This window comes from Labrys methylaminiphilus subsp. lupini, assembly GCF_051161885.1.
Lineage (GTDB): Bacteria > Pseudomonadota > Alphaproteobacteria > Rhizobiales > Labraceae > Labrys.
The window spans coordinates 1,498,693-1,521,608 of the sequence record NZ_JBMDIH010000001.1 but is presented as its reverse complement, the minus strand read 5'-3'; the positions used below and the strand labels follow the sequence as shown (position 1 = coordinate 1,521,608).

Sequence of the window (22,916 nt, the reverse complement as noted above, 5' to 3'; positions counted from 1 at the left end):
GCCTTGCCTGTTGCAAGCCGCTTGCGATGCGGCCCTGATTGGATCATAAACGAACGGACGTTTGTTTCTATAGTCGGGGGCGGGTTTCTCCGCAAGTGGTTTCATATGGCGCGCAAGGTGGGAGCGGATGGCAGCAGGACGGCGGAGGCGATCCGAGCCGCCGGCCTGCGCCTGATCTTCGAACATGGCTATGAGGGCATGAGCTTGAGGGATCTCGCCCAGATCGTCGGCATCCAGCCAGGTTCGCTCTACAATCATATTACCACCAAACAAGCGCTGTTGTTCGACTTCCTGGTTGAGCATATGACGAGGTTGACCGAAGCGCTCGACGCGGCGCTTGCAGGCGTCGAGAGCCCGCTTGCCCGCCTCGACACCTTCATCGAATTCCATCTGCGCTATCACCTGACCCGGAGGATGGAAGTCTTCATCAACAACTCCGAACTGCGCAGCCTGGAGCCGCAAAACCGGGCTGTCGTGACCGGACTGCGGCGCGACTATGAACGGCGCCTGGAGCAGATCCTGGCCGAGGGGACCAAGAGCGGTGCCCTGCTGGTGCCTGATGTGACCGTCGCCACCTTCGCGATCATCGCCCAACTCACCGGCGTGGTCGGCTGGTACGATCCCAATGGCCGGCTCGGTGAGGACGAAATCATCGCCATCCACCGGCAGCTCGTTATCGGCGGGTTGTTACCCGGCGCTTCGGGGGAGTTCCCCGGCGAGGCAGCCGTCACCGGGATCGGCACTACCCGAATGCAGGCAATCGGTTGAGGCAAACCGGCATCGATGCCTGGGTGCTTGGCTCTATATGCTGCTGCACAAGCATAGCTTGCAACGCTGACTGATCGAGCGAGCAGACATTGAGCCTTTTCACCATTGCTAAGATAGGCTTTACTGCAAACAGGGGTGATTTCGCTGGGTGAGGTCTTCGTTGAACGGGAAACAAGCGCTATGGGCGATGGCAATCGTGTTGTCGTTAGTCCCCACAACCGGGTTCGCCAGAGGGATTTCGAGCAAACAGGCTGAGACATTTTGCTTCGACGCCAAATCCACCGACGATCAGACTATCACTGGCTGCAGTTGGCTCATTGTGGGAGGGGGCAGTTCCCAGGCGGATCTGGTGACCGCCTATTACAATCGCGGCGTAGCTTATCAGCACAAGGGCGACGGGGACCGCGCCATCGCGGATTATGACCAGGCGATCTTCCTGAAACCCGATCACGCCTCCGCCTACAACAATCGCGGCAACGCCTATGCCGACAAGGGCGATACGGGTCGCGCCATCCAGGATTACGACCAAGCCCTTCGCCTGGACCCGAACTTCGCGCTGGCATTGAGCAATCGCGGTAACGCCCATGCCGACAGAGGGGACTATGACCGCGCCATCCAGGACCTTGATCGAGCCATCCTCCTCAGGCCGGACGATGCCCTCGCGCTCAACAATCGCGCCAGCGTCTATGCCGACAAGGGTGATCGCGACCGCGCCATCCAGGATTACGACCACGCCATTCGCATCAGGCCGGACTATGCCACGGCCTTCAACGGCCGTGGCAAGGCCCATGACGCCAGGGGCGATCGCGATCGCGCCATTCAGGACTTCGATGAGGCCATCCGTCTCAAGCCTGATTATGCCTACGCCTTCAATAACCGTGGCAGCGTCTATCAAGACAAGGGCGAGTACGATCGGGCCATTCGGGACTTCGATCGCGCCATCCGCCTCAAGCCCAATTACGCCGATGCCTTCAACAACCGCGGCAGCACCTATGATGACAAGGGCGACTACGACCGCGCTATCCGCGATTACGATCAGGCCATCAGCCTCAAGCCTGACTATGCCTACACCTTCAACAACCGCGGCGTCGCCAACAAGAACAAGGGTGACAATGACAAGGCCATCCGGGATTACGATGAAGCCATCCGCATAGATCCCGATTACGTCATCGCCTATTCGAACCGCGGCAACGCCTATTACGACAAGAGCCAATTCGACCGCGCCATTCAGGACTACGATCAGGCCATCCGCATCAAGCCGGACCATGCTCTCGCCTATAATGGCCGGGGCAACGCTTATGACGACAAGGGCGACAGCGACCGCGCGCTTCAGGACTACGATCAGGCGATCCGGCTCGACCCCAATTTGGCTATCGCCTTCAACAATCGGGGTGGCGTATATGCCGAAAAGGGCGACCCCGATCGCGCGATCCGGGATTTCGACGAAGCCATTCGCCTCAAGCCTGATTATGCGAGGGCCTACAATGCGCGGGGCAACGTCTATTACGACAGGGACGACTATGAGCGCGCCATCCAGGATTTCGACCAGGCTATACGTTTCGACGCCGGTTACGCGCTCGCCTTCAACAACCGCGGCAACGCCCATGACGACAAAGGCGATCGCGACCGCGCTCTAGCGGATTATGATCAAGCCATTCGCATCAAACCCGACTACACCCTCGCCTATAGGAACCGCGGCATCACATATGACCGGCAGGGCCATTACGACCGCGCCATCCGCGACTTCGACCAGGCTCTCCGGCTCGATCCCGATAATGCGGCCGCCTTCGTCAATCGAGGCGTCAGCTACGACAACAAGGGTGACCACGCTCGCGCGATCCAGGACTTCAATCAGGCGATCCGCATCAAGCCGAACAATGCCCTCGCCTATAGGAAGCGCGGCTCCAGTTACGACAATCTGGGAAAGTCCGACAGGGCGCTGACGGACTTCAATCTGGCCATCAGCATCGACCCCGACTATGCTGAGGCCTATAATGATCGCGGCATCACCTATTTGGGCATAGGTGATTACGATAGGGCGATCACGGATTTCGATCACGCCATCCGCATCAAACCAAAATTCGACCGCGCTATAAGAAATCGCGCCAAGGCCATAGAAATAAGAGACAAAAACTTTCCTGAGAAGAAAACACTCAAGGCATCGGCCTCCCCATAGAACCGGACGACAGGCTACAGCCGCCACGCGAGGCCGTTGACCTGAGGACGGATCGGATTGCGCTATTTTCGCGAGGTACCCGCTCTCGCCCCGATTCAGATTGTCGTCAAATCACAACCGGAATATCCTCTGACAAATCGCGTTCGCCTTGGATGAGATATCATGCGATCGCGTCGGCGTGTCTTTGCCATTTGAAGTCATTCATCAAATTTCAAAACGCTTCAGCAACGAGGAATATCCATGGAATATCGTCAATTAGGCGGCTCGGGCTTCAAGGTGCCGGTCCTCAGCCTGGGCACAGGCACGTTCGGTGGCGGCGGTGATTTCTTCAAGGCCTGGGGTTCGACCGATGCGGAAGGCGCACGGCGCCTGCTCGACATCTGCATCGATGCCGGCCTGACCATGTTCGACAGTGCCGATGTCTACTCTTCCGGTCTCGCCGAGGAGATTCTCGGCAAAGCCATCGCCGGGCGTCGCGACCAGGTGATCATCTCGACCAAGGCGACCTTTCGCTCCGGCGAGGGGCCGAACGATGTCGGCTCCTCCCGTTTCCATCTCACCGATGCCATCGACAAGGCGCTGAAGCGCCTGGGCACCGACTATATCGATCTCTTCCAACTGCATGGTTTCGACGCCCAGACACCGGTGGAAGAGGTGCTGCAGACTTTCGACGACCTGGTCCGGGCCGGCAAGATCCGCTATATCGGCGTCTCCAATTTCTCCGGCTGGCATCTGGCAAAGTCACTGGCGGTTTCGGACCGTTATGGGCTGCCGCGCTATGTCGCCCACCAGGCCTATTATTCGCTGGTCGGCCGCGACTATGAATGGGAATTGATGCCGCTCGGCCTCGACCAGAAAGTCGGCGCCGTGGTGTGGAGCCCGCTCGGCTGGGGCCGCCTGACCGGGAAGCTGCGCCGCGGCGCGGCCTTGCCGGCCACGAGCCGCCTGCACAAGACGGCCGCCGAGGGGCCCCCGGTGAGCGATGATCTGCTCTACCGCGTCGTCGATGCTATCGACGCGATTGCCGCCGAAACCGGCAAGAGCGTGCCCCAGATTGCTCTTAATTGGTTGCTGCAGCGGCCGACGGTAGCCAATGTGATCATCGGCGCGCGCGACGAGGCGCAATTGCGCGAGAATCTCGGGGCTATCGGCTGGTCGCTCACATCGGAGCAGATCGCAAGGCTGGATGAGGCCAGCACCGTCACCCTGCCCTATCCCTATTGGCACCAGCGCGGCTTCGCCGAGCGCAACCCGCCGCCGGTCTAGTCGTTCCGGTATGCGCGTTCAGCCATTGGCGGGAGCCGCGTCGATCACCCGCAATTGCACGCGCTCACACCCGCCATAGCGATCGACGCTCAAGGTACCGGCGACATGCACGGCCTTGCCGCGATGGCTGACAAGGCCATCGCCCAAGGGCTGCCCGACAGACCGGAAGGCGATGGCGTCGAGCATAGCGCCGTCATGCGCCTTGAGGCGCAGACGCAAATGCGCTTCGCCGACCGTGTCGACGAAGGCAAGCTGGTGGCCTGGCAGCGCCAGCAGGGGTTCCGGATTGCCCTGGCCGAACGGACCGGCTTTTTCGAGCATCTCGATCAGGCCGGTGGTTGCTCCGCCGGCGGCGAGCGCGCCGTCGATCTCCAGGGCAGCATCTGCCCGGGCCGCCTCGACGGCCACAGCAAGCTCAGCCTCCAGATAGGCCCGGAAGGCGCCGAGCTGGTCCTGGCCCAAAGTGATGCCCGCGGCCATGGCGTGGCCGCCGCCCTTGACGATGAGGCCGGTTTCCACTGCCTGCCTTACGGCTTTGCCCAGATCCACGCCGCCGATGGAACGTCCGGATCCGGTGCCGACCCCATCCTTGTTGAAGGCGATCGCAAAGGCAGGCCGGCCGAAACGCTCCTTCAGACGGGCAGCAACCAAACCCACGACACCAGGGTGCCAATTTCGCGAGGCCGTCACCACAGTCGCGCCCGTCTCCTCGAGGCCGAGGGCGGCGACAGCCTCCGCCAGCGCTTCCTCCAGCATGATGGCTTCGACCGTCTGGCGCTCCCGGTTGAGACGGTCCAATGTCGCGGCGATCGAAGCCGCCTCCTCGCCATCCTCGCTCATCAACAGCCTTGCACCCAGCGCGGCATCGCCGATGCGCCCACCCGCATTGATGCGCGGCCCGAGCAGGAATCCGAGGTGATAGGGCCTCGGCGGCCCGTCCAGGCGAGCCATGTCCATCAACGCGCGCAAGCCGGCGCGCTGGCGCTGGCGCATGACGGCGAGACCCCGGGCCACAAAGGCTCGATTGAGGCCCTTGAGCGGCACCACGTCGGCCACCGTTCCCAAAGCGACCAGGTCGAGACGCGCCATCAGATCCGGCTCTGGCCGATCCCGCCACCAGCCGCGCTTGCGTAGGCTCCGGCTGGCGGCGACGAGCAGCATGAAGGTAACGCCGCAGGCACATAGATGCCCTTGCCCGGAGAGATCGTCGAGACGATTGGGATTGACCACCGCCACCGCCGGCGGCAGAGCCTCACCGGCCTGGTGATGGTCGACGACCAGCGTCTCGAAGCCGAGTTCCGCGGCCTTGCCGAGAACGTCGACGCTGGTCGTACCGCAATCCACCGTCACAAGCAGGCTGGCCCCGTCGGCGCGCAGCAGGCGAATCGCCTCCTCGTTCGGGCCATAGCCTTCATAGATGCGGTCGGGGATGTGGATTCGCGCCGGTACGCCGGCCTCGCGCAACCACCCCGCAAGCAGCGCCGCGGAGGTGGCGCCATCGACATCATAGTCACCGAAAATAGCAATGCTTTCACGTGCCATCACCGCATCGGCCAGCCGTTCCGCCGCCTTGTCCATATCGGTCAAACGGGAGGGATCGGGCATATAGTGGCGCAAGGTGGGAGCGAGATAAGCGTCGACCTCCTCGGCCGTCACGCCCCTGCCGGCAAGGATGCGTGCAAGCAGATCGGGCTGACCGGAGCGCTGGGCCAAGGTCATGGCCTGCATCTGCCCCTGCGCATCCAGCCTTTCCCGCCAGGCCTTGCCGGTGAAGGAGGATTGCACGCCGAGAAAATAACGAGAAGGGGGAGTGGGTGACTGCATGCGCGGACCATATCGGCGAAGCCATGATCCAAGCCAGCGGAAATGCTTCGACGACCCCGCATAACACCTTCGGTATCCTTGACCATGTGCGACAATCTGCCATCAATCGCAGACTTCCGGAACGCTCACGGGGTGATGGTGATGACGGCTGCGGCGGGCGCTAATAGATCTCGGTTTTCACCAGGCTTGGCCCTGGCGGCGCTTGGTGTCGTCTACGGGGACATCGGCACCAGCCCGCTCTACGCCTTTGCCCAGGCCATCACTGCCAGCGGCGATGGCGGTGCGGGCCAGGCCTGGATCGTCACGGGCGTCGTCTCGGTGATCTTCTGGGCCCTTATCCTGATCGTATCCTTGAAATACGCCATCCTGATCCTGCGCGCCGACAACAAGGGCGAAGGCGGCATCGTCGCCCTGCTAGCGATTCTGGAAGGCAGTGGCCGGCGCGAGGGTCGTCGCCAGGTCGTCCTCTTGATCATCGGGCTGGTGGGCGCTGCGCTGCTCTATGGCGACGGCGCCATCACGCCGGCCATCTCGGTGCTCAGCGCCATCGAGGGCTTGGAGATCGCCGCCCCGTCGCTGGCCCATGTCGTGGTGCCCTTGACCCTGGTGATCCTCCTCGTTCTGTTCATGGTCCAACGCTACGGCACCGGCATGATCGGCCGTTTCTTCGGCCCGATCATGCTGGCCTGGTTCATCCTCATCGGCCTGCTGGGATTGGCCAGCATCGTGCGAAATCCCGCCATCCTCACCGCACTCAATCCGTTGGTGGCCCTGAATTTCCTGGTGACGGCAAATCCAGCCGTCAGCTTCGCCATCCTGGGGGCGGCCTTTCTCGCCGTCACCGGCGGCGAGGCGATGTACGCGGATATGGGGCATTTCGGCCGGAACCCCATCCGCCTCGCCTGGTTCACGATCGCCCTGCCCGCCCTGGTTCTCAATTATTTCGGCCAGGGCGCCCTGCTGCTCGGCAATCCCGCCGCCGCTTCCAATCCGTTCTACAATCTGGTGCCGGACTGGCTCCATTTTCCCGTCATCATCTTCGCCACGGCAGCTACCGTGATCGCCAGCCAGGCCATCATATCGGGAGCGTTTTCATTGGCGCGACAATCCATACAGCTTGGTCTCCTCCCGCGCCTCACCATCAAGCAAACCGACAATCAGGAGTTCGGCCAGATCTACGTTCCCCTGGTCAACTGGCTGCTGTGCATCGCAACACTCGGCGCCGTGCTCGGCTTCGGCTCGTCCGCGGCTCTCGCAGGCGCCTATGGCGTGGCCGTCTCGCTGCTGATGGCAATCACGACTCTGCTGGCAGCGCTCGTGGCCCGGCATTGGGGCTATAATCTCTTCCTCGTCATTCTGGTCAATGGCGCCTTCTTCATCGTCGATCTGATCTTCGTCTCCGCCAATGGCGTCAAGCTCTTCGAAGGCGGCTGGTACCCGCTGCTCTTGGCCATCTTCGTCGCCATGCTGATGTTGACCTGGCGCCGCGGCCAGATCCTGGCCGAACAGGCCCGCAGGCATCTGCGCGTAGAGGAAACGGCCTTCTTTGCAGCGATGAAAACCCAGCGTCCCGTCAGGCTGCCGGGCACGGCCGCCTTCCTGAGTTCGGCCATAGTCGGCATGCCGCTCTCGCTGAGCATTTTTTGGCGCCACACCCACGCCATTCCAGAGCGCGTGCTGCTGGTCACCGTCAAGGGCGCTGAGACCCCTCGCGTCAAGGATGTCGACCGCGTGACGGTAACCTCTCTTCGCCCCGGTTTCGAGCGCATCATCCTGCGCTTCGGTTTCATGGAGGAACCGGATGTGCTCAAGGGCATGCGGCTGGCCATCTCGCACGGCCTGATCTCCGGCTTCGACCTTGCCGAGATCTCCTTCTATATCGGCAGTGAGACCATCATTCCGTCCAAAAAGATCGCGGGCATGGCCTTCTGGCGCGAGGTCCTCTACGCCATGCTCCAGCGCAATGCCGAACGCTCGGCTTCCTATTTCCGCATCCCGGCGCCGCAAGTGGTGCAGTTTGGAACGGAGATCGAGATCTGAACGCCCTCAGGACGCGATCGGCCCCTTGAAGACGAAGAAGGCGCCGGCGCAGATCAGGGCAAAGCCGATGGCGTGGTTGATCGTGAGTTTCTCACCCAGATAGAAGACCGAGAACAGGGCAAAGATCACCAGAGTGATCACCTCCTGCATCGTCTTGAGTTCGGCCGGTTGATAGACGTGGTTGCCAAAGCGATTGGCGGGAACCGCGAGGCAATATTCGAAGAAGGCAATGCCCCAGCTCACAATGACCACCAGCCAGAGAGGCCGGTTCTCGAATTTGAGATGCCCGTACCAGGCAAAGGTCATGAAGACGTTGGAAAAGGTCAGCAGAACGATCGGCAGCAGCCAGGCGGGAATGAAGGACAGCATCGATATTCCAGGGTTATGGTCGCAACGCAGTCCCGATCGCGCAGATTTGCGGGCGGGGGTCGATGCGAAGGATGGGATCCTCAGGAGGGAGCGGAAAGTTCCTCGAGCTTGCTGCGCAGCAAGCCCTCGTTCAGCGTGAAAGCCTGGTCATAATCACCCGGCCCACCGATGAGCCAGTGATAATCGAGACCGAGGCGCTTGCTGAGCCATAGATAGGTACTCTTGGTGAAATTTTCGGGAAACAGCTCGATGACCTGCGTTCCCGGCCGGCAGAACGCCAGATTGCCGAGCCCGGCACCATGTACTCCGATGACCATTTCGGCCTGGGAGAACAGGCGGACCTGCTCGGCATGATTGTCGCCCCTGGCCTCGAAGCGCTCGAAGCCGTGCTCCTTTGCAATGTCCCAGAGCGCGTCTTCGTTGAGCAGACGCCGGATCTTGCTGCTCCCTCGCGAAAAGAAGATGCGCTGGGCGCCTCGGCGCTCCACCCGGTAATGCTCCCGGAAGAGCTCGGCCAACCGCCATACCGGTGCGGCTTCGGCAAAACTCCATTCGGCGTTGCCGGCATCGAAGGAAAGCCACAGAGCCTCCTCGACCGCAACCTTCGCATCGTCCGGCAGAGCAACCACACGCACCCCGGGATAGGCCTGCTCCAGCAAGGCGCAGCCCAGATGCAGGCTCTCCAGGCGCGAGGGCGGCAGCAACAAGGTGAGTGGCAGGCCCCTGGGGTGAAAACGCTCAAGATAGTCGACCACGGGCACCAGGTCTTCAAACAGGGCATGATAATAGTTGTCCGTGCGGGCCAGCAGAAGGCAACGCCCGGCCAGAGCGGGCAAGGTGCGAAGCCGCTTGGCCTTGGCGAAGTTCCAATTGACCCATTCCACGTCGCGTATCACCACGCCCCCCTTACCGGGCGCGAAAATGCGGCTGACATGGCCGAGCAGCTCGGCGGGCTTCACTGTCACCGCCAGTTCCTGCACCGGAACCGTGACGCCTCCCGTCCACTCGCGTGCCAAAGTGTCGTAGGGCCAGCACCGGTCCCGCACAAAGGCGCATTCCTCCGGCGTGAACGAGGTTGCCATCTCGGCCTTGCGATCTTCGATGACCAGGGCTGCGGCAATCTGGGGATCGACCCCGCGCGGATAGAAGGAAAAATGGCGCCGCAACAGCCCTACCCGCCCGATGGTCGCCCGCGTCATGCGCCAGCGCCAGTAGCGGATATTGAAACGCTTTCGAAATCCGGATTTGACGCGGGCCATTTCTGCCGTTTGATTGCCATTGAACAGCCAAGCGGCTATAGCCGCGCCACCACCCTCTGTCTATCGGATCAGACCTTGAAAGCTATCATTCTCGCCGGCGGCATGGGCACACGCATTTCCGAAGAATCGCATCTGCGCCCCAAACCGATGATCGAGATCGGGGGCCGGCCGATCCTCTGGCATATCATGAAGATCTACAGCCATTACGGCATCAATGATTTCGTGATCTGCCTGGGTTACAAGGGCTATATGATCAAGGAGTATTTCTCCAATTACTTCCTGCACAATGCGGATGTGACGATCGACGCCGAGAAGAACGAGGTCACCTATCACAACCAGAAGGCCGAGCCCTGGCGGGTCACCATGGTGGATACCGGCGAGACCAGCATGACGGGCGGCCGGCTGAAGCGGGTCGCGCCCTTCCTGACGCCGGGCGAATCCTTCTGTTTCACCTATGGCGACGGCGTCGCTGATGTCGACATTGGCGCCCTCATCGCCTTCCACAAGAAGCATGGCAAGCATGCCACGCTGACGGGCGTGATCCCCCCTGGCCGTTATGGCTCCCTGTCCCTCGACGGCGAAAAAGTCACCCGTTTCATCGAAAAGCCTCCGGGCGACAATGCGCTGATCAATGGCGGCTTCTTCGTGCTGGAACCGGGCGTGGTCGATCTGATCGAGACGGACCAGACCTCCTGGGAAGGCGCACCGCTCGAAGCCTTGGCCGCCTCCGGCGAATTGATGGCCTATCGGCATTCGGGGTTCTGGCAGCCCATGGACACCTTGCGCGACAAGAACCATCTCGAACAATTGTGGGCACAAGGCAAGGCGCCCTGGAAGGTCTGGCCGTGATCGGGGCAGCTGCCGCAGGCGCATTGCCTTCACCGGGCTTCTGGCGGGGCAAGAAGGTGCTCCTGACTGGCCATACCGGCTTCAAGGGAAGCTGGATGGCCTTGTGGCTGCATCGGCTGGGGGCCGAGGTCACCGGCTTTGCGCTGCCGCCGGCCGCCGACCAGCCGCTGTTCGCCGCAGCCGGCGTGGACAGCGCGGTCCGCTCGATTCTGGGCGACCTGCGTGACGCCGAGGCCGTGCGCCAAACAGTGAATGTGGCGCAGCCACAGATCGTGCTGCATCTCGCGGCCCAGGCATTGGTGCGACGCTCCCTCGCCGATCCGGTCGAGACCTTCGGGTCCAACGTGATGGGTACTGTCCATCTTCTCGACGCCCTGCGCTCTCGCCCCGGCCTCGCCTGTATCCTCGCGGTGACCTCGGACAAGGTCTACCTCAACCAGGAAGAAGGATCGGCCTTCCGCGAGGACGATAAGCTCGGCGGCAAGGACCCCTATTCTGCCTCCAAGGCGGCGGCCGAGATCGTCACCTATGCCTATGCCCGCTCTTTTTTCGACAAAGCGGGTGTGCCGGTTGCCACGGCGCGCGGCGGCAATGTCATCGGCGGCGGAGACCATTCGGCCGACCGGCTGGTTCCCGATATCGTACGTGCCGTGCGCAGCGGGAGGCCGCTCGAACTGCGCCATCCGGAAGCGACACGTCCCTGGCAGCATGTGCTGGACTGTGTGAACGGCTATCTCGTCTATGCCGAGCGGCTCACCACCGTTGCCGATACGCCGCGCGCGCTCAATTTCGGCCCCGATCCGTCTCGACCCCTGCCCGTCTCGGCAGTGGCGGACGCTGTCTTCCACGCCCTCGACCGCAAGCCGGACTGGCTGCACAAGCCGGTACCCGGTTCCATCGAGATGAAGGCCCTTACCGTCAACTCCGACCGCGCCCGCCACCTCCTCGGCTGGCAGGACAGGCTGGCCGGCCCGGCCAGCCTGGAATGGACCGCGCAATGGTATGCGGCCGAGGCCGCCGGCCAGGATATGCACGCCTTCACCCTCGACCAGATCTCCCGTTTCTCGACGCTTTGAGACCGCCGCCATGACCGATGCCAAGTCAACGCTTCCCCATTGCCGGTTCTGCGCCACGCCGCTGACGACCACCCTGTGCGACCTCGGTTCGATGCCGCTCGCCAATGACTATCGCCTGCCCGACGACAGCAATCCCGAGCGCAGCTTCCCGCTGCACGCACGCGTATGTCCGAGCTGCCTGCTGGTCCAGGTCGACGATTCCGTGCCGCCCGATGCCATCTTCTCCGACTATGCCTATTTCTCGTCCTATTCGGACAGTTGGGTCGCGCATGCCAAGCGCTATGCGGATGCGATGATCGAGCGTTTCAAGCTCGACGGCGCTTCGCTGGTTGTCGAGATCGCCTCCAATGACGGCTACCTCCTGCAGCACTTCAAGGCCGCGGGCGTGCCGGTGCTCGGTGTCGAACCGGCTGCCAACGTCGCCGAGACGGCCCGGGCCAAGGGCATCGATACCGAGGTGGCCTTTTTCGGGGTCGAAACCGCCAGGCGCCTGGTCGGCCAGGGCAAGCGCGCCGATCTGATGGCCGCCAACAATGTGCTCGCCCATGTCCCCGACATTCGCGATTTCGTCGGCGGCTTCGCCACCCTGCTCAAGCCCGAAGGCGTCGTCACCTTCGAATTCCCGCACGTGCTCAATCTGATCGAGAAGGTGCAGTTCGATACCATCTATCACGAGCACTTTTCCTATCTCTCGCTGGTGACGGTTGAAAAGGTTTTTGCCGCCGTCGGGCTCAAGGCCGTCGATGTGGAGGAATTGCCGACCCATGGCGGCTCGCTGCGCCTGTTCGCGGCGCCGGCAGCTTCCAGCCACCAACCTTCGGCGCGGCTCGATGCCCTGCGCGCCAAGGAGCACGCCGCCGGTCTCGACACCCTGGCAGGCTATGAAGGCTTTGCCGCCAAGGTCGCCGAGGTCAAGCGCAGCTTCCTCGCCTTCCTGGCCGAGGCCAAGGCCGCCGGCAAGATCATCGCCGCCTATGGCGCTGCCGCCAAGGGCAATACTTTCCTGAATTTCTGCGGCGTCGGCCCTGCCGATATCGTGGCGGTCTTCGATCGGTCCCTGGCCAAGCAGGGCCGCCTGCTACCCGGTAGCCAGATTCCGATCCTCTCGCCCGACAAGATCAGCGAGATTACGCCGGATTATCTGGTCATCCTGCCCTGGAACATCGCCGAAGAGGTGATGGAGCAGATGCGCCCCTTGATGCCCTCAGGCAGTTCCTTCGTGACGGCCGTGCCCAGCATCAGGCTCACACCGTGATCTTCAGCGAAACGCGGATCCCGGGTTGCTTCCTCATCAAGCCGGAGCCGCGGCGTGATGATCGCGGCTTCTTCGCCCGGACCTATTGCCCGGATGAGTTCGCCGCGGCCGGCATCACCTTCGCGCCGGTGCAGACCAATCTCTCGCGCAACGACAAGGCCTTCACGCTGCGCGGCATGCACTTCCAGGACCCGCCTCACGCCGAGGCCAAGCTCGTCCAGGTGGCACGGGGCGCGATCCATGATGTCGTGGTCGATTTGAGGCCGGATAGTCCAGCTTTCCGGCAATGGATCGGCGCGGAGCTGAGCGCCGACAACCTGCACCAGCTCTATATTCCCGAGGGCTGCGCCCATGGCTTCCTGACGCTCGAAGCCGGCACGGACGTCCTGTACGGCATGGGCCGCAAATATGTTCCCGGCTATTCCCGAGGCTATCGCTACGACGACGCGGCCTTCTCCATCGAGTGGCCTCATCCGCCGGCGGTGATCGCACCGGCGGATGAGGCCTGGCCGGCCTTCGGTACGTGAAAGGCTGTCAGCCGCGGGGCTTTCGCGGCTGACGGCACGCTATTTCGCCTCGAAACCAGGATGATAGGCCACGTTTCCATGCGGTGTGTCAGCCCCGAAGGGCAAGCACTGGAAATAGACCAGCGGCAGGCCGGGTAGGCAAAGCCCCACCTCGTTCTTGAAGCCGAAACGGCTGTAATAGGCCGGATCTCCCAGCACGACACAGCCTTCGGCCCTCAGCCGGCGAAGATCGGCTAGGCCTGCCTCGATCAAGGCTCGCCCGATGCCGCTCCTCTGGCAGTCCGGCCGCACTGATACTGGCCCCAGCCCGTACCAGTGCCGAAAAGCGCCGTCGATGGTGACGGGCGAGAAGGCGACATGGCCGACGATCTCGCCTGCTTTTTCCGCAACTAGCGACAAAGTCAGGGCTCCCGCCGCCCGCAAGGCGTCGACGATCGCCGCCTCCGTCTGGCTGCTATGCGCCATTCCCTCGAAGGCCGCCTTCGTCACCGCGCGAATGATGCCGATATCGTCGGCACGTTCTGGCCGGATTTGCATGATTTGTCCTCTAAAGCGTTTTTCAGAAAAGCCGATGGGCTTGTTGATCAAGAAACCGCGTTGAAACAATGCGTTGGAGAAAAAGTGCCATTCGAAGAAATCGCACTTTTCTCTTGTTCAGCGATTGTCGGCCTGCGCGCGCACGCTCTCCCGCCCCCTGCGCGAAATGCGGTAAGGGCCGGAGGCATGCGACTCGATCAGTCTCTTGCGGTGAAGCTTGCAGAATGTCTCCAGCGTGCAGTCGGCCAGACGATGGCCGTCGCGCGTGAAGCAGTCGACATGGTGGATGCGGCCATTATCACCGCGGTGATGACGGATATGGCCGCCCTGGGCCAGCACGTGCAGCACACGCTGCTCGCCCCGTGAAATGTTCATGATGGTAGAGCCTGTCGCAGAAACCATGACAAGCATCGCCCGGGCGCTCGGCTGATCCAGCCACAGCGCCTCGCAATGCTTTCTCATGTCTCGTCAAATCGAGACGATCAGCGGTTTCCCACAAGCTCTGACATAAAACCTTCCGCTCAAATCAGCAGGTGGCCATCGCATAGTTCGGCATTGGCCCGGTGTCAATCCGACCCAGTCATCAGGGCCTGCCGAGGGTCACAAGCCTCAGGTACACAAATCCTGCTGCACCTTGCAGGCGCCGTTCTTATCCGCGCACGCCGCGAGTGCGCCATCCCTCGCCTCGGCCAGGCTGCGTCCGCGCGCGGCGGCATAGCGATGGCGCTCACCAACGGCAACCGCCCCGCAATGCGGCGCCCGATTGTGGGCGCTGGCAGTCCGGCCGATACGCCGATCATCCCAGTCATTGTAAACGAGCACGGCAAGAGCGCAGTCATCTCCCGCACCGTCCTTCTGCCCGATGGCATTGCGACAATGGCGGAGCGCCGTTTCGCGCGCCTCCTCACGTGTCGCCGCTCCCCAGAAGATGCCATCCTTGCCTGTCGAGGGTGAATAGGCGATTGCCCCCCAGACGGCTCGGTCGGCAGTGGTCTGCGGATCGGGTTGCACAGCCCCGTAGGTCGTGTCCCTGTTATCGCCGGCACCGGCCGGCAAGCTCATCGCGGCCAGCGTGACACCGATAAAGAAAGCCCTGCGCATTGTCTGTCCCCGCCGAAAGCCCGGTCGCGTCCCGCCGATCCGGTGGCCTTACGCAAGGATATGCATATAGAATTCAGGCTTTGACAAGAGGTCATCCCGGCTGAAGGGACGTTGACACTATAGCGACCTCAACACCGGTGATTTCGCATCCTTGTTGGGGCCGATTTCCCCCGGCCGCAATTTACGGAGGTCGATCGAGGCGAGAGTGTGAAACGAGCGTCGCTGTGGAACCCGCGCGCCTCGGCGTGCATTTCATCTATGAATTCAATATTCAGGAAGACTCGAATGCCCCAGTTCGTCATCATGAAACGTCGCGGCGCTCACGTCGTACCGCTGCCGGAAGCGCGGACTTTCGACGATCTCGTCGAGGCCGAGATTTGGGCGGCCACCTATCTGGAAGGCGATCCAACCTTGTTCGACAAAAGCCTGGATTCGATCGAAGTGCACAGACAGGACCTGCAACCGGCGACACGCAAGGCAGCAGCAGGCCGAGGCTAAACACAAATCGCGCTTGCAGGATGACAACGCTAAACGATTGAATCATTGGTGGGCGGTGACGGGCTCGAACCGCCGACCCTCTCGGTGTAAACGAGATGCTCTACCAACTGAGCTAACCGCCCCCAGTCGCGGGGAACCACACAGGGCCTCTGTCTATTGTGCTTGCGCGCGCTTCGCAAGGCAAAAGAAAGCGGCCGTGCCTTTGTGAGGCACGGCCGCTCCCAGATCATTTCAGTGTCAGTGGGCGACGACGGCGTTGGCGTCATCGCCGGCTTTGGCCGGCGGCGGCGCGTTCTTGTCCTCGTCCCAGGTGATGGGCTCGGGCATGCGCACCAGCGCCCTGCGCAGAACCTCTTCCATCCTGGAAACCGGCACCAGTTCGAGGCCGTTTTTCACATTATCAGGAAGTTCTGCCAAATCCTTGGCATTCTCTTCCGGAATCAGCACGGTCTTGATGCCAGCCCGCAGCGCAGCGAGCAGCTTCTCCTTCAGGCCACCGATCGGCAGCACGCGGCCGCGCAGAGTGACCTCACCGGTCATGGCGACATCGCGGCGAACCGGGATGCCCGTCATCACCGACACCATGGCAGTTGCCATGGCGATGCCGGCAGAAGGGCCATCCTTGGGCGTTGCGCCTTCGGGCAGATGCACATGCACGTCGCGCTTGTCAAACAGCGGCGGCTCGATGCCGTAATCGATGGCACGCGAACGCACATAGGAGGCTGCCGCGGAGATCGACTCGCGCATGACGTCCTTCAGATTGCCCGTCACGATCATCTTGCCCTTGCCAGGCATCATCACCGCTTCGATGGTCAGAAGCACACCGCCGACCTCTGTCCAGGCCAGACCCGTGACCGCACCGACCTGATCCTCGAGTTCGGCCTGGCCGTAGCGATAGCGCGGCGCACCGAGATACTCTTCGAGCACCGTGTTGGTCACCTTCACGCTCTTCTTCTTGGACATCAGAATGTCCTTGACGGCCTTGCGGGTCAGGTTCGAGATCTCACGCTCAAGGTTACGCACCCCGGCTTCCTGCGTGTAGCGGCGCACCAGGTTGAGTAGCGCTTCGTCATCGATCGAAAACTCGCGCGCCTTCAGACCATGCTTCTGCACGGAGGAAGGGATGAGATGCTTGCGGGCAATCTCGACCTTCTCGTCTTCCGTATAACCGGCGAGACGGATGATCTCCATGCGATCCAGCAACGCCGGCGGGATGTTAAGCGTGTTCGCCGTGGTCACGAACATCACATTCGACAGGTCATAATCGACCTCGAGGTAATGATCGTTGAACGTCGAGTTCTGCTCGGGATCCAGCACCTCCAGCAGAGCCGAAGACGGATCGCCGCGGAAATCCTGGCCCATCTTGTCGATTTCATCGAGCAGGAAGAGCGGATTCTGCTTCTTGGCCTTGCGCATCGACTGGACGACCTTACCGGGCATCGAGCCGATATAGGTGCGCCGATGGCCACGGATCTCGGCCTCGTCCCTGACGCCGCCGAGCGACATGCGCACATATTCGCGGCCGGTCGCCTTCGCGATCGAACGGGCGAGCGAGGTCTTGCCGACACCCGGCGGACCGACGAGGCACAGGATCGGGCCGGTCAACTTGTTGGCACGCTGCTGCACCGCCAGATACTCGATGATGCGCTCCTTGACCTTCTCCAGGCCATGGTGATCGGCATCGAGAATCTCCTGGGCATGCGGCAGATCCTTCTTGATCCGGGACTTGTCGCCCCAGGGCAAAGAAATCAGCCAATCCAGATAGTTGCGCACGACGGTGGCCTCGGCCGACATCGGCGACATCTGGCGCAGCTTCTTCATTTCGGCTTGCGCTTTATCGCGGGCCTCCTTGGAGAGCTTGGTGTCCTTGATCTTCTGCTCGAGTTCGCCGAGTTCGTCCTTGCCTTCCTCGTCGCCCAATTCCTTCTGGATCGCCTTCATCTGCTCGTTGAGATAGTATTCGCGCTGGGTCTTCTCCATCTGCCGCTTGACGCGGGTACGGATGCGCTTCTCGACCTGCAGAACGGAAATCTCGCTCTCCATCAGGGCGAGCACCTTTTCCAGGCGCGCAGAGATCGACAGGATCTCCAGCACTTCCTGCTTGTCGGCAATCTTCACCGCAAGATGCGCCGCGATGGTATCGGCCAGCTTGGAATAGTCCTCGATCTGGGTGACCGTGGCCACGACTTCCGGCGACACTTTCTTGTTGAGCTTCACATAGCTCTCGAATTCGGCGACCACGGAACGGGCGAGCGCCTCGGCTTCGATCTTCTCTCCGCTGCCATCGCCCAGGACTTCGGCTTCGGCCTGGTAGAAATCATCATGCCCGGAGTAGGAGAGCACGCGCGCGCGATCGACACCCTCGACCAGCACCTTCACCGTGCCGTCGGGCAGCTTCAGCAATTGCAGCACGGTAGCCAGCGTGCCGAGCTTATAGATTGCCTCCGGCGCCGGATCATCCTCGGCGGCGTTCAACTGCGTCGCCAGCAGAATGTGGCGATCGGTCCGCATGACTTCTTCCAGCGCCCGAATCGACTTTTCGCGGCCGACGAAGAGCGGCACGATCATATGCGGGAACACGACGATGTCGCGCAACGGCAACACCGGGAACGTATCGACGGTGCCGGCCGGCAACGGAGGACGCTGTTTATTCGTTGTCATTGCATATCCTTTCCTGCGCCGTACCACGCTGCAATAGCCGTGCCAGCGGCGCTATCCTCCTGGCCAACATGAAGAGCGACCCGGAGGTATTCCCAACTGCCCCGGCTGGGCACAGTTGCTTCGATAAGGGTTAGGTGGAGAGCACCAAGCACAGTGTCAAGCCGGCCAATCCCGGTAAATTGCGCTGTCTCGATTTTCCTTCTCGCACCTGCGAACCTCACTGTAATTTTCTGCCCGATCGACTTTGGATTGATTGCGGGGAGCTACGAGCTATCCTTGAAATGACGTCCCGAAAAGCTTCGACAATCCTTTAAATCGCGTAATTTTCTACGGAAACCAGCTCGAATCGAGCTGATCCCTCCTGGCCCCACGATACCCCCCTCCGACGTCCAGCGCAATCAACGGCCGATGCGGCGAATGGTCGACCTTCACCAGATCGAGCCATGCATTTCAACATGACTGCAGGCAGGCACCGACATGACAATGCCGGCCCACAGGCCGGCATTGCAGTGCAAGCGTTGTTCCTGCCGGCATCAGCCGGTGGAGGAAACCTCCTGCTTTTCAGAATAGATGAAGAGCGGCTTAGCCTGTCCGTCAACGACCTCCTTGGAGATCACCACTTCCTCGACACCGTCGAGGCCCGGCAGTTCGAACATGGTGTCAAGCAGGATGCCCTCCATGATCGATCGCAGGCCGCGCGCACCGGTTTTGCGCTCGATCGCCTTCTTGGCAATCGATGACAAGGCCTCCTCCTGGAAGGTCAGATCGATGCCCTCCATCTCGAACAGGCGCTGATACTGCTTCACCAGTGCGTTCTTGGGCTCGGTCAGGATCTTGATCAGCGCCGGTTCGTCGAGGTCTTCCAGTGTCGCAATGACAGGCAGACGCCCGACGAATTCCGGGATCAAGCCGAATTTCAAGAGATCCTCGGGCTCGACCTCGCGGAAGATCTCGCCGGTCCGCCGGTCCTCCGGTGTCACCACGCGAGCACTGAAGCCGATCGAAGTGCCCTTGCCGCGGCTCGAGATGATCTTTTCGAGGCCCGAGAAGGCACCGCCGCAGATGAAGAGAATATTGGTGGTATCGACCTGCAGGAACTCCTGCTGGGGATGCTTGCGTCCACCCTGGGGCGGAACGCTGGCCACCGTGCCTTCCATGATCTTCAGCAAGGCCTGCTGCACGCCCTCGCCCGAAACGTCACGGGTAATCGAGGGGTTGTCGGACTTGCGGCTGATCTTATCGACCTCGTCGATATAGACGATGCCGCGCTGGGCGCGCTCGACATTGTAGTCGGCCGCCTGCAGGAGCTTGAGGATGATGTTCTCGACATCCTCGCCGACATAGCCGGCTTCCGTCAGGGTGGTGGCATCGGCCATGGTGAAGGGCACGTCGATGATGCGGGCCATGGTCTGGGCAAGTAGTGTCTTGCCCGAGCCGGTCGGCCCGATCATCAGGATGTTCGACTTCGCCAATTCGACATCGCTGTGCTTGGTAGCATGGTTGAGGCGCTTGTAGTGATTGTGCACGGCCACGGAGAGCACGCGCTTGGCCTGCATCTGACCGATCACATAATCGTCGAGCACCTTGCAGATCTCACGCGGGGTCGGTACCCCATCGCGCGACTTCACCAATGAGGATTTGTTCTCCTCACGGATAATGTCCATGCACAGCTCGACACATTCATCGCAGATGAACACTGTCGGGCCGGCGATGAGCTTGCGAACTTCGTGCTGGCTCTTGCCGCAGAACGAGCAGTAGAGCGTGTTCTTGGTATCGCTGCCGGCCTTGGTCATGGCATCCCCCTTTCGGGCTCTCTCGGCGGAACGGACATTCCGCGTAATCCCACGGGAACCCCCGTGGCTGTAAACACAATCCTGCAGGCGTACCTGCATCGACAAGTTTCGTATTGCAAGGGTTATGCCAAGTGGCGTTCGCCCCTGCAATCTTTGATGACACTGCATCCAGCAGGTTCAATGCTGGAATTTAGCGCCCTTCACGTCAACAGATCATTACCGATATCCATCGCAATGAACTGTGGCGAAACTCGTGCAGGTCGCCTCCTGCAACGTCATATCAGGCCTTGGCAGCGCCCTCATCGGGGCGCTTCTCGCTGACATGGTCGACGATACCGAAAGCTTTCGCCTGCTCGGCTTCCATGAAATTGTCACGCTCGAGAGCGTCCTGGATCGTCTTGATGTCCTGGCCGGTGTGCTTGACGTAGATCTCGTTCAGGCGCTGCTTCACCCGGCGGGTCTCCTCGGCATGGATGAGGATGTCGGTCGCCTGGCCCTGATAGCCGCCCGAAGGCTGATGCACCATGATCCGGGCGTTGGGCAAGGCGAAGCGCAGATCCTTCTCGCCGGCGGCAAGCAGGAGCGATCCCATCGATGCGGCCTGGCCGACGCAAAGCGTGGAAACCGGCGAGCGAATGAACTGCATGGTGTCGTAGATCGACAGGCCTGCCGTCACCACCCCGCCCGGCGAGTTGATGTACATCGCGATTTCCTTCTTGGGATTCTCTCCCTCGAGGAACAGCAACTGGGCCACCACGATGGAGGCCATGTAGTCCTCCACCGGGCCGGTCAGGAAGATGATGCGCTCGCGCATCAGGCGCGAATAGATGTCCCAGGCACGCTCGCCGCGATTGGTGCTCTCGACCACGGTCGGTATGAGGTTGTTGGTATAGAAGTCGATCGGATCTCGCATCAAATCTCTCCAGCAAGCGAATCTCGGCAGTCCATGTTCCCGTCAGGGCAGGGATCGCGAGCCTGTTTGTCAAGTGAACCTTCCCGCCCCCCGCTGGGACATGAAGGCGCGACGGGTGTCGAGGGTGGCTTGCCTGAGCAGAAACGGGCCCTCTCGTCGCAAATGTGTCGTCAAGTCTCGTCCTGCAAGTCCCCTCTCCGCCTTTTGCGAAAACCGAGGGCATTCGAGAACGACAATGGCCGGGGCAGGCCCGGCCATTGCATATCCGTTTCGACGAACCACGACGGCTCGGCGCAGCCTCACTCGGCAGACTTGGCAGCCTTGGCCTTCTTGGCCTTGGCCGGCTTGTCCTCTGCCGCGGCGGGAGCAGCCTGCTCGTCGTCTTCCTTGAACAATTCCTCCTTGGAGACCTTGTCCTCGGTGACGTCGGCGAGCGAGAGGATATGGTCGACGACCTTGTCCTCGAAGATCGGGGCACGCAGCTCGGCAATCGCCTGCGGGTTCTTGGTATAGAACTCCCAGATCTGGCGCTCCTGGCCCGGGAACTGGCGGGCCCGCTCGATCACGGCGCGGGTCGCCTCTTCCTCGGTCACCTGGATCTTGTTGCTCTCGCCGATCTCGGCCAGAACGAGGCCAAGGCGCACGCGGCGGGCCGCGATCTTGCGATAATCTTCCTTGGCAGCCTCTTCGGTGGTGTTCTCCTGCTCGAAGGTGCGGCCGGTCTGCTGCATCTCGCGCTCGACCTGCAGCCAGACATTGTCGAACTCCTGCTGGAACAGGGTCGGCGGCAGATCGAAGGAATATTTCGCATCCAGCGCATCGAGGAGCTGGCGCTTCACCTTGCTGCGCGAGACGTTGTTGTACTCGCCCTCGATCGAGCTCTTGATCACTTCCTTGAGCTTGTCGAGCGATTCAAGGCCGACGGACTTGGCAAGTTCGTCGTCGACGACCAAGTCGCCCGCAGCCTGCACCGCCTTGACCTTGACGTCGAAGGTGGCGTCCTTGCCGGCCAGCGTGTCGGAGGCATAGTTGGTGGGGAACTTGACCTCGATGGTCTTTTCCTGGCCGGCGGTGACGCCGATCAGCTGATCCTCGAAGCCGGGAATGAAGGTGTTGGAGCCGAGGTCGACAGAAATGTCCTCGCCCTTGCCGCCCTCGAACTCGACGCCGTCGATCTTGCCGACGAAATCGACGATCACGCGGTCGTGGGTCTCGGCCTTCGACTTGGCCTTCTTGTCGGCATAGGTCACGTTGCGGCGCGCCAGATCCTCGAGGCGCGACTGCACCTCCTCGTCGGCGACTTCGGCCACCGGCTTGACGATCTTGATGCCGGAAATGTCGCCGACCTCGAAGGTCGGCAGCACTTCCACGGCGACGGTCCAGGCGAGATCGGCCTTGCCGTCCAGCACCTGCGTCACGCCTTCATCGTTGGCACCGAAATCGAGCTTGGGTTCCATGGCCAGCTTGATCTGGTTCTCATCCACGATCTTGCGATTGGCTTCGCCAACGAAATTGTTGACGACATCGGCAGTCACCGAGCGGCCGTAGAGACGACGCAGATGCGCCACCGGCACCTTGCCCGGACGAAAGCCGTTGACGCGGACCTTGCCCTTCATGTCTTCCAACTGGGCGTCGGTGCGCGTGGCGATATCGGCCGCCGGCACCACCACTTTGAATTCCCGTTTCAGGCCATCGGCCAGGGTTTGGGTCACCTGCATATTCTTGTCCCGAATCCGTGAGTTCGTAGCCGCCCTGTTTCAAGGCCATCAAGGCCGGTCGTGGTGCGGGCGGAGGGGCTCGAACCCCCACGACTTTCATCACTGGAACCTAAATCCAGCGCGTCTACCAGTTCCGCCACGCCCGCAAATAGGGCTCCCTATCGCGGAACTTGCATTCCGCGAAACGAGTGGCGCCATATAGCATGTCATGAAATTGATGCAGCAAAAAAATGCCGCCCCCTGCATGATATTTGGAGTCCAGGATTCGCAGGCGGCGGCGATGCCC

The 22,916-nt window shown here is 61.6% G+C and carries 19 protein-coding genes and 2 tRNA genes; 9 read left to right on the top strand and 12 right to left on the bottom strand.

Annotated features, from left to right (window positions below; translation table 11 throughout):
* Window positions 1-105: 105 nt before the first annotated feature.
* From ACN6KF_RS07015 to ACN6KF_RS07005, 3 genes are all read left to right on the top strand, one after another.
* Window positions 106-768 carry a TetR/AcrR family transcriptional regulator gene (locus tag ACN6KF_RS07015; protein ID WP_434956147.1) on the top strand — a complete coding sequence of 221 codons (663 nt, stop codon included), beginning with the start codon at window positions 106-108 and terminating at the stop codon, window positions 766-768.
* A 349-nt stretch (window positions 769-1,117) separates the two neighbouring features.
* Window positions 1,118-2,944, top strand: coding sequence for a tetratricopeptide repeat protein (locus ACN6KF_RS07010; RefSeq protein ID WP_434956146.1), 1,827 nt, complete (start codon window positions 1,118-1,120; stop codon window positions 2,942-2,944).
* Between the two features lie 240 nt (window positions 2,945-3,184).
* Entirely contained in the window at window positions 3,185-4,210 is a 1,026-nt protein-coding gene (locus ACN6KF_RS07005; protein WP_434956145.1) for an aldo/keto reductase, read from the top strand.
* 18 nt (window positions 4,211-4,228) lie between these two features.
* On the opposite strand, the gene recJ is transcribed toward ACN6KF_RS07005, so the two are convergent.
* A complete protein-coding gene (recJ, locus tag ACN6KF_RS07000; RefSeq protein ID WP_434956144.1) occupies window positions 4,229-6,034 on the bottom strand; it encodes a single-stranded-DNA-specific exonuclease RecJ in 1,806 nt (601 codons plus the stop codon).
* 141 nt (window positions 6,035-6,175) lie between these two features.
* Here recJ and ACN6KF_RS06995 point away from each other — a divergent pair, with 141 nt between their 5' ends.
* Entirely contained in the window at window positions 6,176-8,074 is a 1,899-nt protein-coding gene (locus tag ACN6KF_RS06995; RefSeq protein ID WP_434956143.1) for a potassium transporter Kup, read from the top strand.
* A gap of 6 nt (window positions 8,075-8,080) precedes the next feature.
* On the opposite strand, the gene ACN6KF_RS06990 is transcribed toward ACN6KF_RS06995, so the two are convergent.
* Together ACN6KF_RS06990 and ACN6KF_RS06985 are read right to left on the bottom strand one after the other, a co-directional pair.
* Entirely contained in the window at window positions 8,081-8,443 is a 363-nt protein-coding gene (locus ACN6KF_RS06990; protein ID WP_434956142.1) for a DMT family protein, read from the bottom strand.
* Between the two features lie 80 nt (window positions 8,444-8,523).
* A complete protein-coding gene (locus ACN6KF_RS06985) occupies window positions 8,524-9,702 on the bottom strand; it encodes a glycosyltransferase family 61 protein (RefSeq protein ID WP_434956141.1) in 1,179 nt (392 codons plus the stop codon).
* A gap of 75 nt (window positions 9,703-9,777) precedes the next feature.
* Between ACN6KF_RS06985 and rfbF the strand changes: the two genes are divergently transcribed.
* The 4 genes from rfbF to ACN6KF_RS06965 are packed head-to-tail and all read left to right on the top strand — an operon-like array spanning window position 9,778 to window position 13,409.
* Entirely contained in the window at window positions 9,778-10,551 is a 774-nt protein-coding gene (rfbF, locus tag ACN6KF_RS06980) for a glucose-1-phosphate cytidylyltransferase (protein WP_434956140.1), read from the top strand.
* Window positions 10,548-11,627 carry a CDP-glucose 4,6-dehydratase gene (rfbG, locus tag ACN6KF_RS06975; protein WP_434956139.1) on the top strand — a complete coding sequence of 360 codons (1,080 nt, stop codon included), beginning with the start codon at window positions 10,548-10,550 and terminating at the stop codon, window positions 11,625-11,627. The genes rfbF and rfbG overlap by 4 nt, the downstream gene beginning before the upstream one ends.
* Window positions 11,628-11,637: 10 nt before the next feature.
* A complete protein-coding gene (locus tag ACN6KF_RS06970; RefSeq protein ID WP_434956138.1) occupies window positions 11,638-12,882 on the top strand; it encodes a methyltransferase domain-containing protein in 1,245 nt (414 codons plus the stop codon).
* Window positions 12,879-13,409 carry a dTDP-4-dehydrorhamnose 3,5-epimerase family protein gene (locus ACN6KF_RS06965; protein ID WP_434956137.1) on the top strand — a complete coding sequence of 177 codons (531 nt, stop codon included), beginning with the start codon at window positions 12,879-12,881 and terminating at the stop codon, window positions 13,407-13,409. Before ACN6KF_RS06970 ends, ACN6KF_RS06965 begins: the two co-directional genes overlap by 4 nt.
* Window positions 13,410-13,448: 39 nt before the next feature.
* Here the strand turns inward: ACN6KF_RS06965 and ACN6KF_RS06960 are convergent, their stop codons facing one another.
* The 3 genes from ACN6KF_RS06960 to ACN6KF_RS06950 all read right to left on the bottom strand — a co-directional run bounded on the left by ACN6KF_RS06960 (window position 13,449) and on the right by ACN6KF_RS06950 (window position 15,047).
* Entirely contained in the window at window positions 13,449-13,946 is a 498-nt protein-coding gene (locus ACN6KF_RS06960; protein WP_434956136.1) for a GNAT family N-acetyltransferase, read from the bottom strand.
* A gap of 117 nt (window positions 13,947-14,063) precedes the next feature.
* The gene (locus tag ACN6KF_RS06955; RefSeq protein WP_434956135.1) at window positions 14,064-14,321 is read right to left on the bottom strand and encodes a YjhX family toxin; all 258 of its coding nucleotides are present in this window, start codon (window positions 14,319-14,321) and stop codon (window positions 14,064-14,066) included.
* Window positions 14,322-14,555: 234 nt separating this feature from the next.
* Window positions 14,556-15,047 carry a DUF4189 domain-containing protein gene (locus ACN6KF_RS06950; RefSeq protein WP_434956134.1) on the bottom strand — a complete coding sequence of 164 codons (492 nt, stop codon included), beginning with the start codon at window positions 15,045-15,047 and terminating at the stop codon, window positions 14,556-14,558.
* Between the two features lie 285 nt (window positions 15,048-15,332).
* Here ACN6KF_RS06950 and ACN6KF_RS06945 point away from each other — a divergent pair, with 285 nt between their 5' ends.
* Window positions 15,333-15,545 (top strand): hypothetical protein, encoded by a 213-nt coding sequence (locus ACN6KF_RS06945; RefSeq protein ID WP_434956133.1) that lies wholly within the window; start codon window positions 15,333-15,335, stop codon window positions 15,543-15,545.
* Between the two features lie 46 nt (window positions 15,546-15,591).
* On the opposite strand, the gene ACN6KF_RS06940 is transcribed toward ACN6KF_RS06945, so the two are convergent.
* The 6 genes from ACN6KF_RS06940 to ACN6KF_RS06915 all read right to left on the bottom strand — a co-directional run bounded on the left by ACN6KF_RS06940 (window position 15,592) and on the right by ACN6KF_RS06915 (window position 22,776).
* Window positions 15,592-15,667, bottom strand: a tRNA-Val gene (locus ACN6KF_RS06940).
* 115 nt (window positions 15,668-15,782) lie between these two features.
* Complete coding sequence (lon, locus tag ACN6KF_RS06935; RefSeq protein WP_434956132.1) at window positions 15,783-18,206, bottom strand: endopeptidase La; 2,424 nt, start codon at window positions 18,204-18,206, stop codon at window positions 15,783-15,785.
* 533 nt (window positions 18,207-18,739) lie between these two features.
* Window positions 18,740-19,999, bottom strand: coding sequence for an ATP-dependent Clp protease ATP-binding subunit ClpX (gene clpX / locus ACN6KF_RS06930; RefSeq protein ID WP_434956131.1), 1,260 nt, complete (start codon window positions 19,997-19,999; stop codon window positions 18,740-18,742).
* 280 nt (window positions 20,000-20,279) lie between these two features.
* Window positions 20,280-20,912, bottom strand: coding sequence for an ATP-dependent Clp protease proteolytic subunit (locus tag ACN6KF_RS06925; protein WP_434956130.1), 633 nt, complete (start codon window positions 20,910-20,912; stop codon window positions 20,280-20,282).
* A gap of 299 nt (window positions 20,913-21,211) precedes the next feature.
* Window positions 21,212-22,630: a trigger factor gene (gene tig / locus ACN6KF_RS06920; RefSeq protein WP_434956129.1), complete on the bottom strand. Its 1,419-nt coding sequence runs from the start codon at window positions 22,628-22,630 to the stop codon at window positions 21,212-21,214.
* A 61-nt stretch (window positions 22,631-22,691) separates the two neighbouring features.
* A tRNA-Leu gene (locus ACN6KF_RS06915) sits at window positions 22,692-22,776 on the bottom strand.
* Window positions 22,777-22,916: the final 140 nt, after the last annotated feature.

Bases quoted from the DNA above. Each gene is read 5' to 3' on its own strand.
- ACN6KF_RS07015 (WP_434956147.1), top strand. From the start codon at position 106: ATGGCGCGCAAGGTGGGAGCGGATGGCAGCAGGACGGCGGAGGCGATC.
- ACN6KF_RS07005 (WP_434956145.1), top strand. From the start codon at position 3,185: ATGGAATATCGTCAATTAGGCGGCTCGGGCTTCAAGGTGCCGGTCCTC.
- recJ (WP_434956144.1), bottom strand. From the start codon at position 6,034: ATGCAGTCACCCACTCCCCCTTCTCGTTATTTTCTCGGCGTGCAATCC.
- ACN6KF_RS06995 (WP_434956143.1), top strand. From the start codon at position 6,176: ATGACGGCTGCGGCGGGCGCTAATAGATCTCGGTTTTCACCAGGCTTG.
- ACN6KF_RS06990 (WP_434956142.1), bottom strand. From the start codon at position 8,443: ATGCTGTCCTTCATTCCCGCCTGGCTGCTGCCGATCGTTCTGCTGACC.
- ACN6KF_RS06985 (WP_434956141.1), bottom strand. From the start codon at position 9,702: ATGGCCCGCGTCAAATCCGGATTTCGAAAGCGTTTCAATATCCGCTAC.
- ACN6KF_RS06970 (WP_434956138.1), top strand. From the start codon at position 11,638: ATGACCGATGCCAAGTCAACGCTTCCCCATTGCCGGTTCTGCGCCACG.
- ACN6KF_RS06960 (WP_434956136.1), bottom strand. From the start codon at position 13,946: ATGCAAATCCGGCCAGAACGTGCCGACGATATCGGCATCATTCGCGCG.
- ACN6KF_RS06955 (WP_434956135.1), bottom strand. From the start codon at position 14,321: ATGAACATTTCACGGGGCGAGCAGCGTGTGCTGCACGTGCTGGCCCAG.
- ACN6KF_RS06950 (WP_434956134.1), bottom strand. From the start codon at position 15,047: ATGCGCAGGGCTTTCTTTATCGGTGTCACGCTGGCCGCGATGAGCTTG.
- ACN6KF_RS06945 (WP_434956133.1), top strand. From the start codon at position 15,333: ATGCCCCAGTTCGTCATCATGAAACGTCGCGGCGCTCACGTCGTACCG.
- lon (WP_434956132.1), bottom strand. From the start codon at position 18,206: ATGACAACGAATAAACAGCGTCCTCCGTTGCCGGCCGGCACCGTCGAT.
- clpX (WP_434956131.1), bottom strand. From the start codon at position 19,999: ATGACCAAGGCCGGCAGCGATACCAAGAACACGCTCTACTGCTCGTTC.
- ACN6KF_RS06925 (WP_434956130.1), bottom strand. From the start codon at position 20,912: ATGCGAGATCCGATCGACTTCTATACCAACAACCTCATACCGACCGTG.
- tig (WP_434956129.1), bottom strand. From the start codon at position 22,630: ATGCAGGTGACCCAAACCCTGGCCGATGGCCTGAAACGGGAATTCAAA.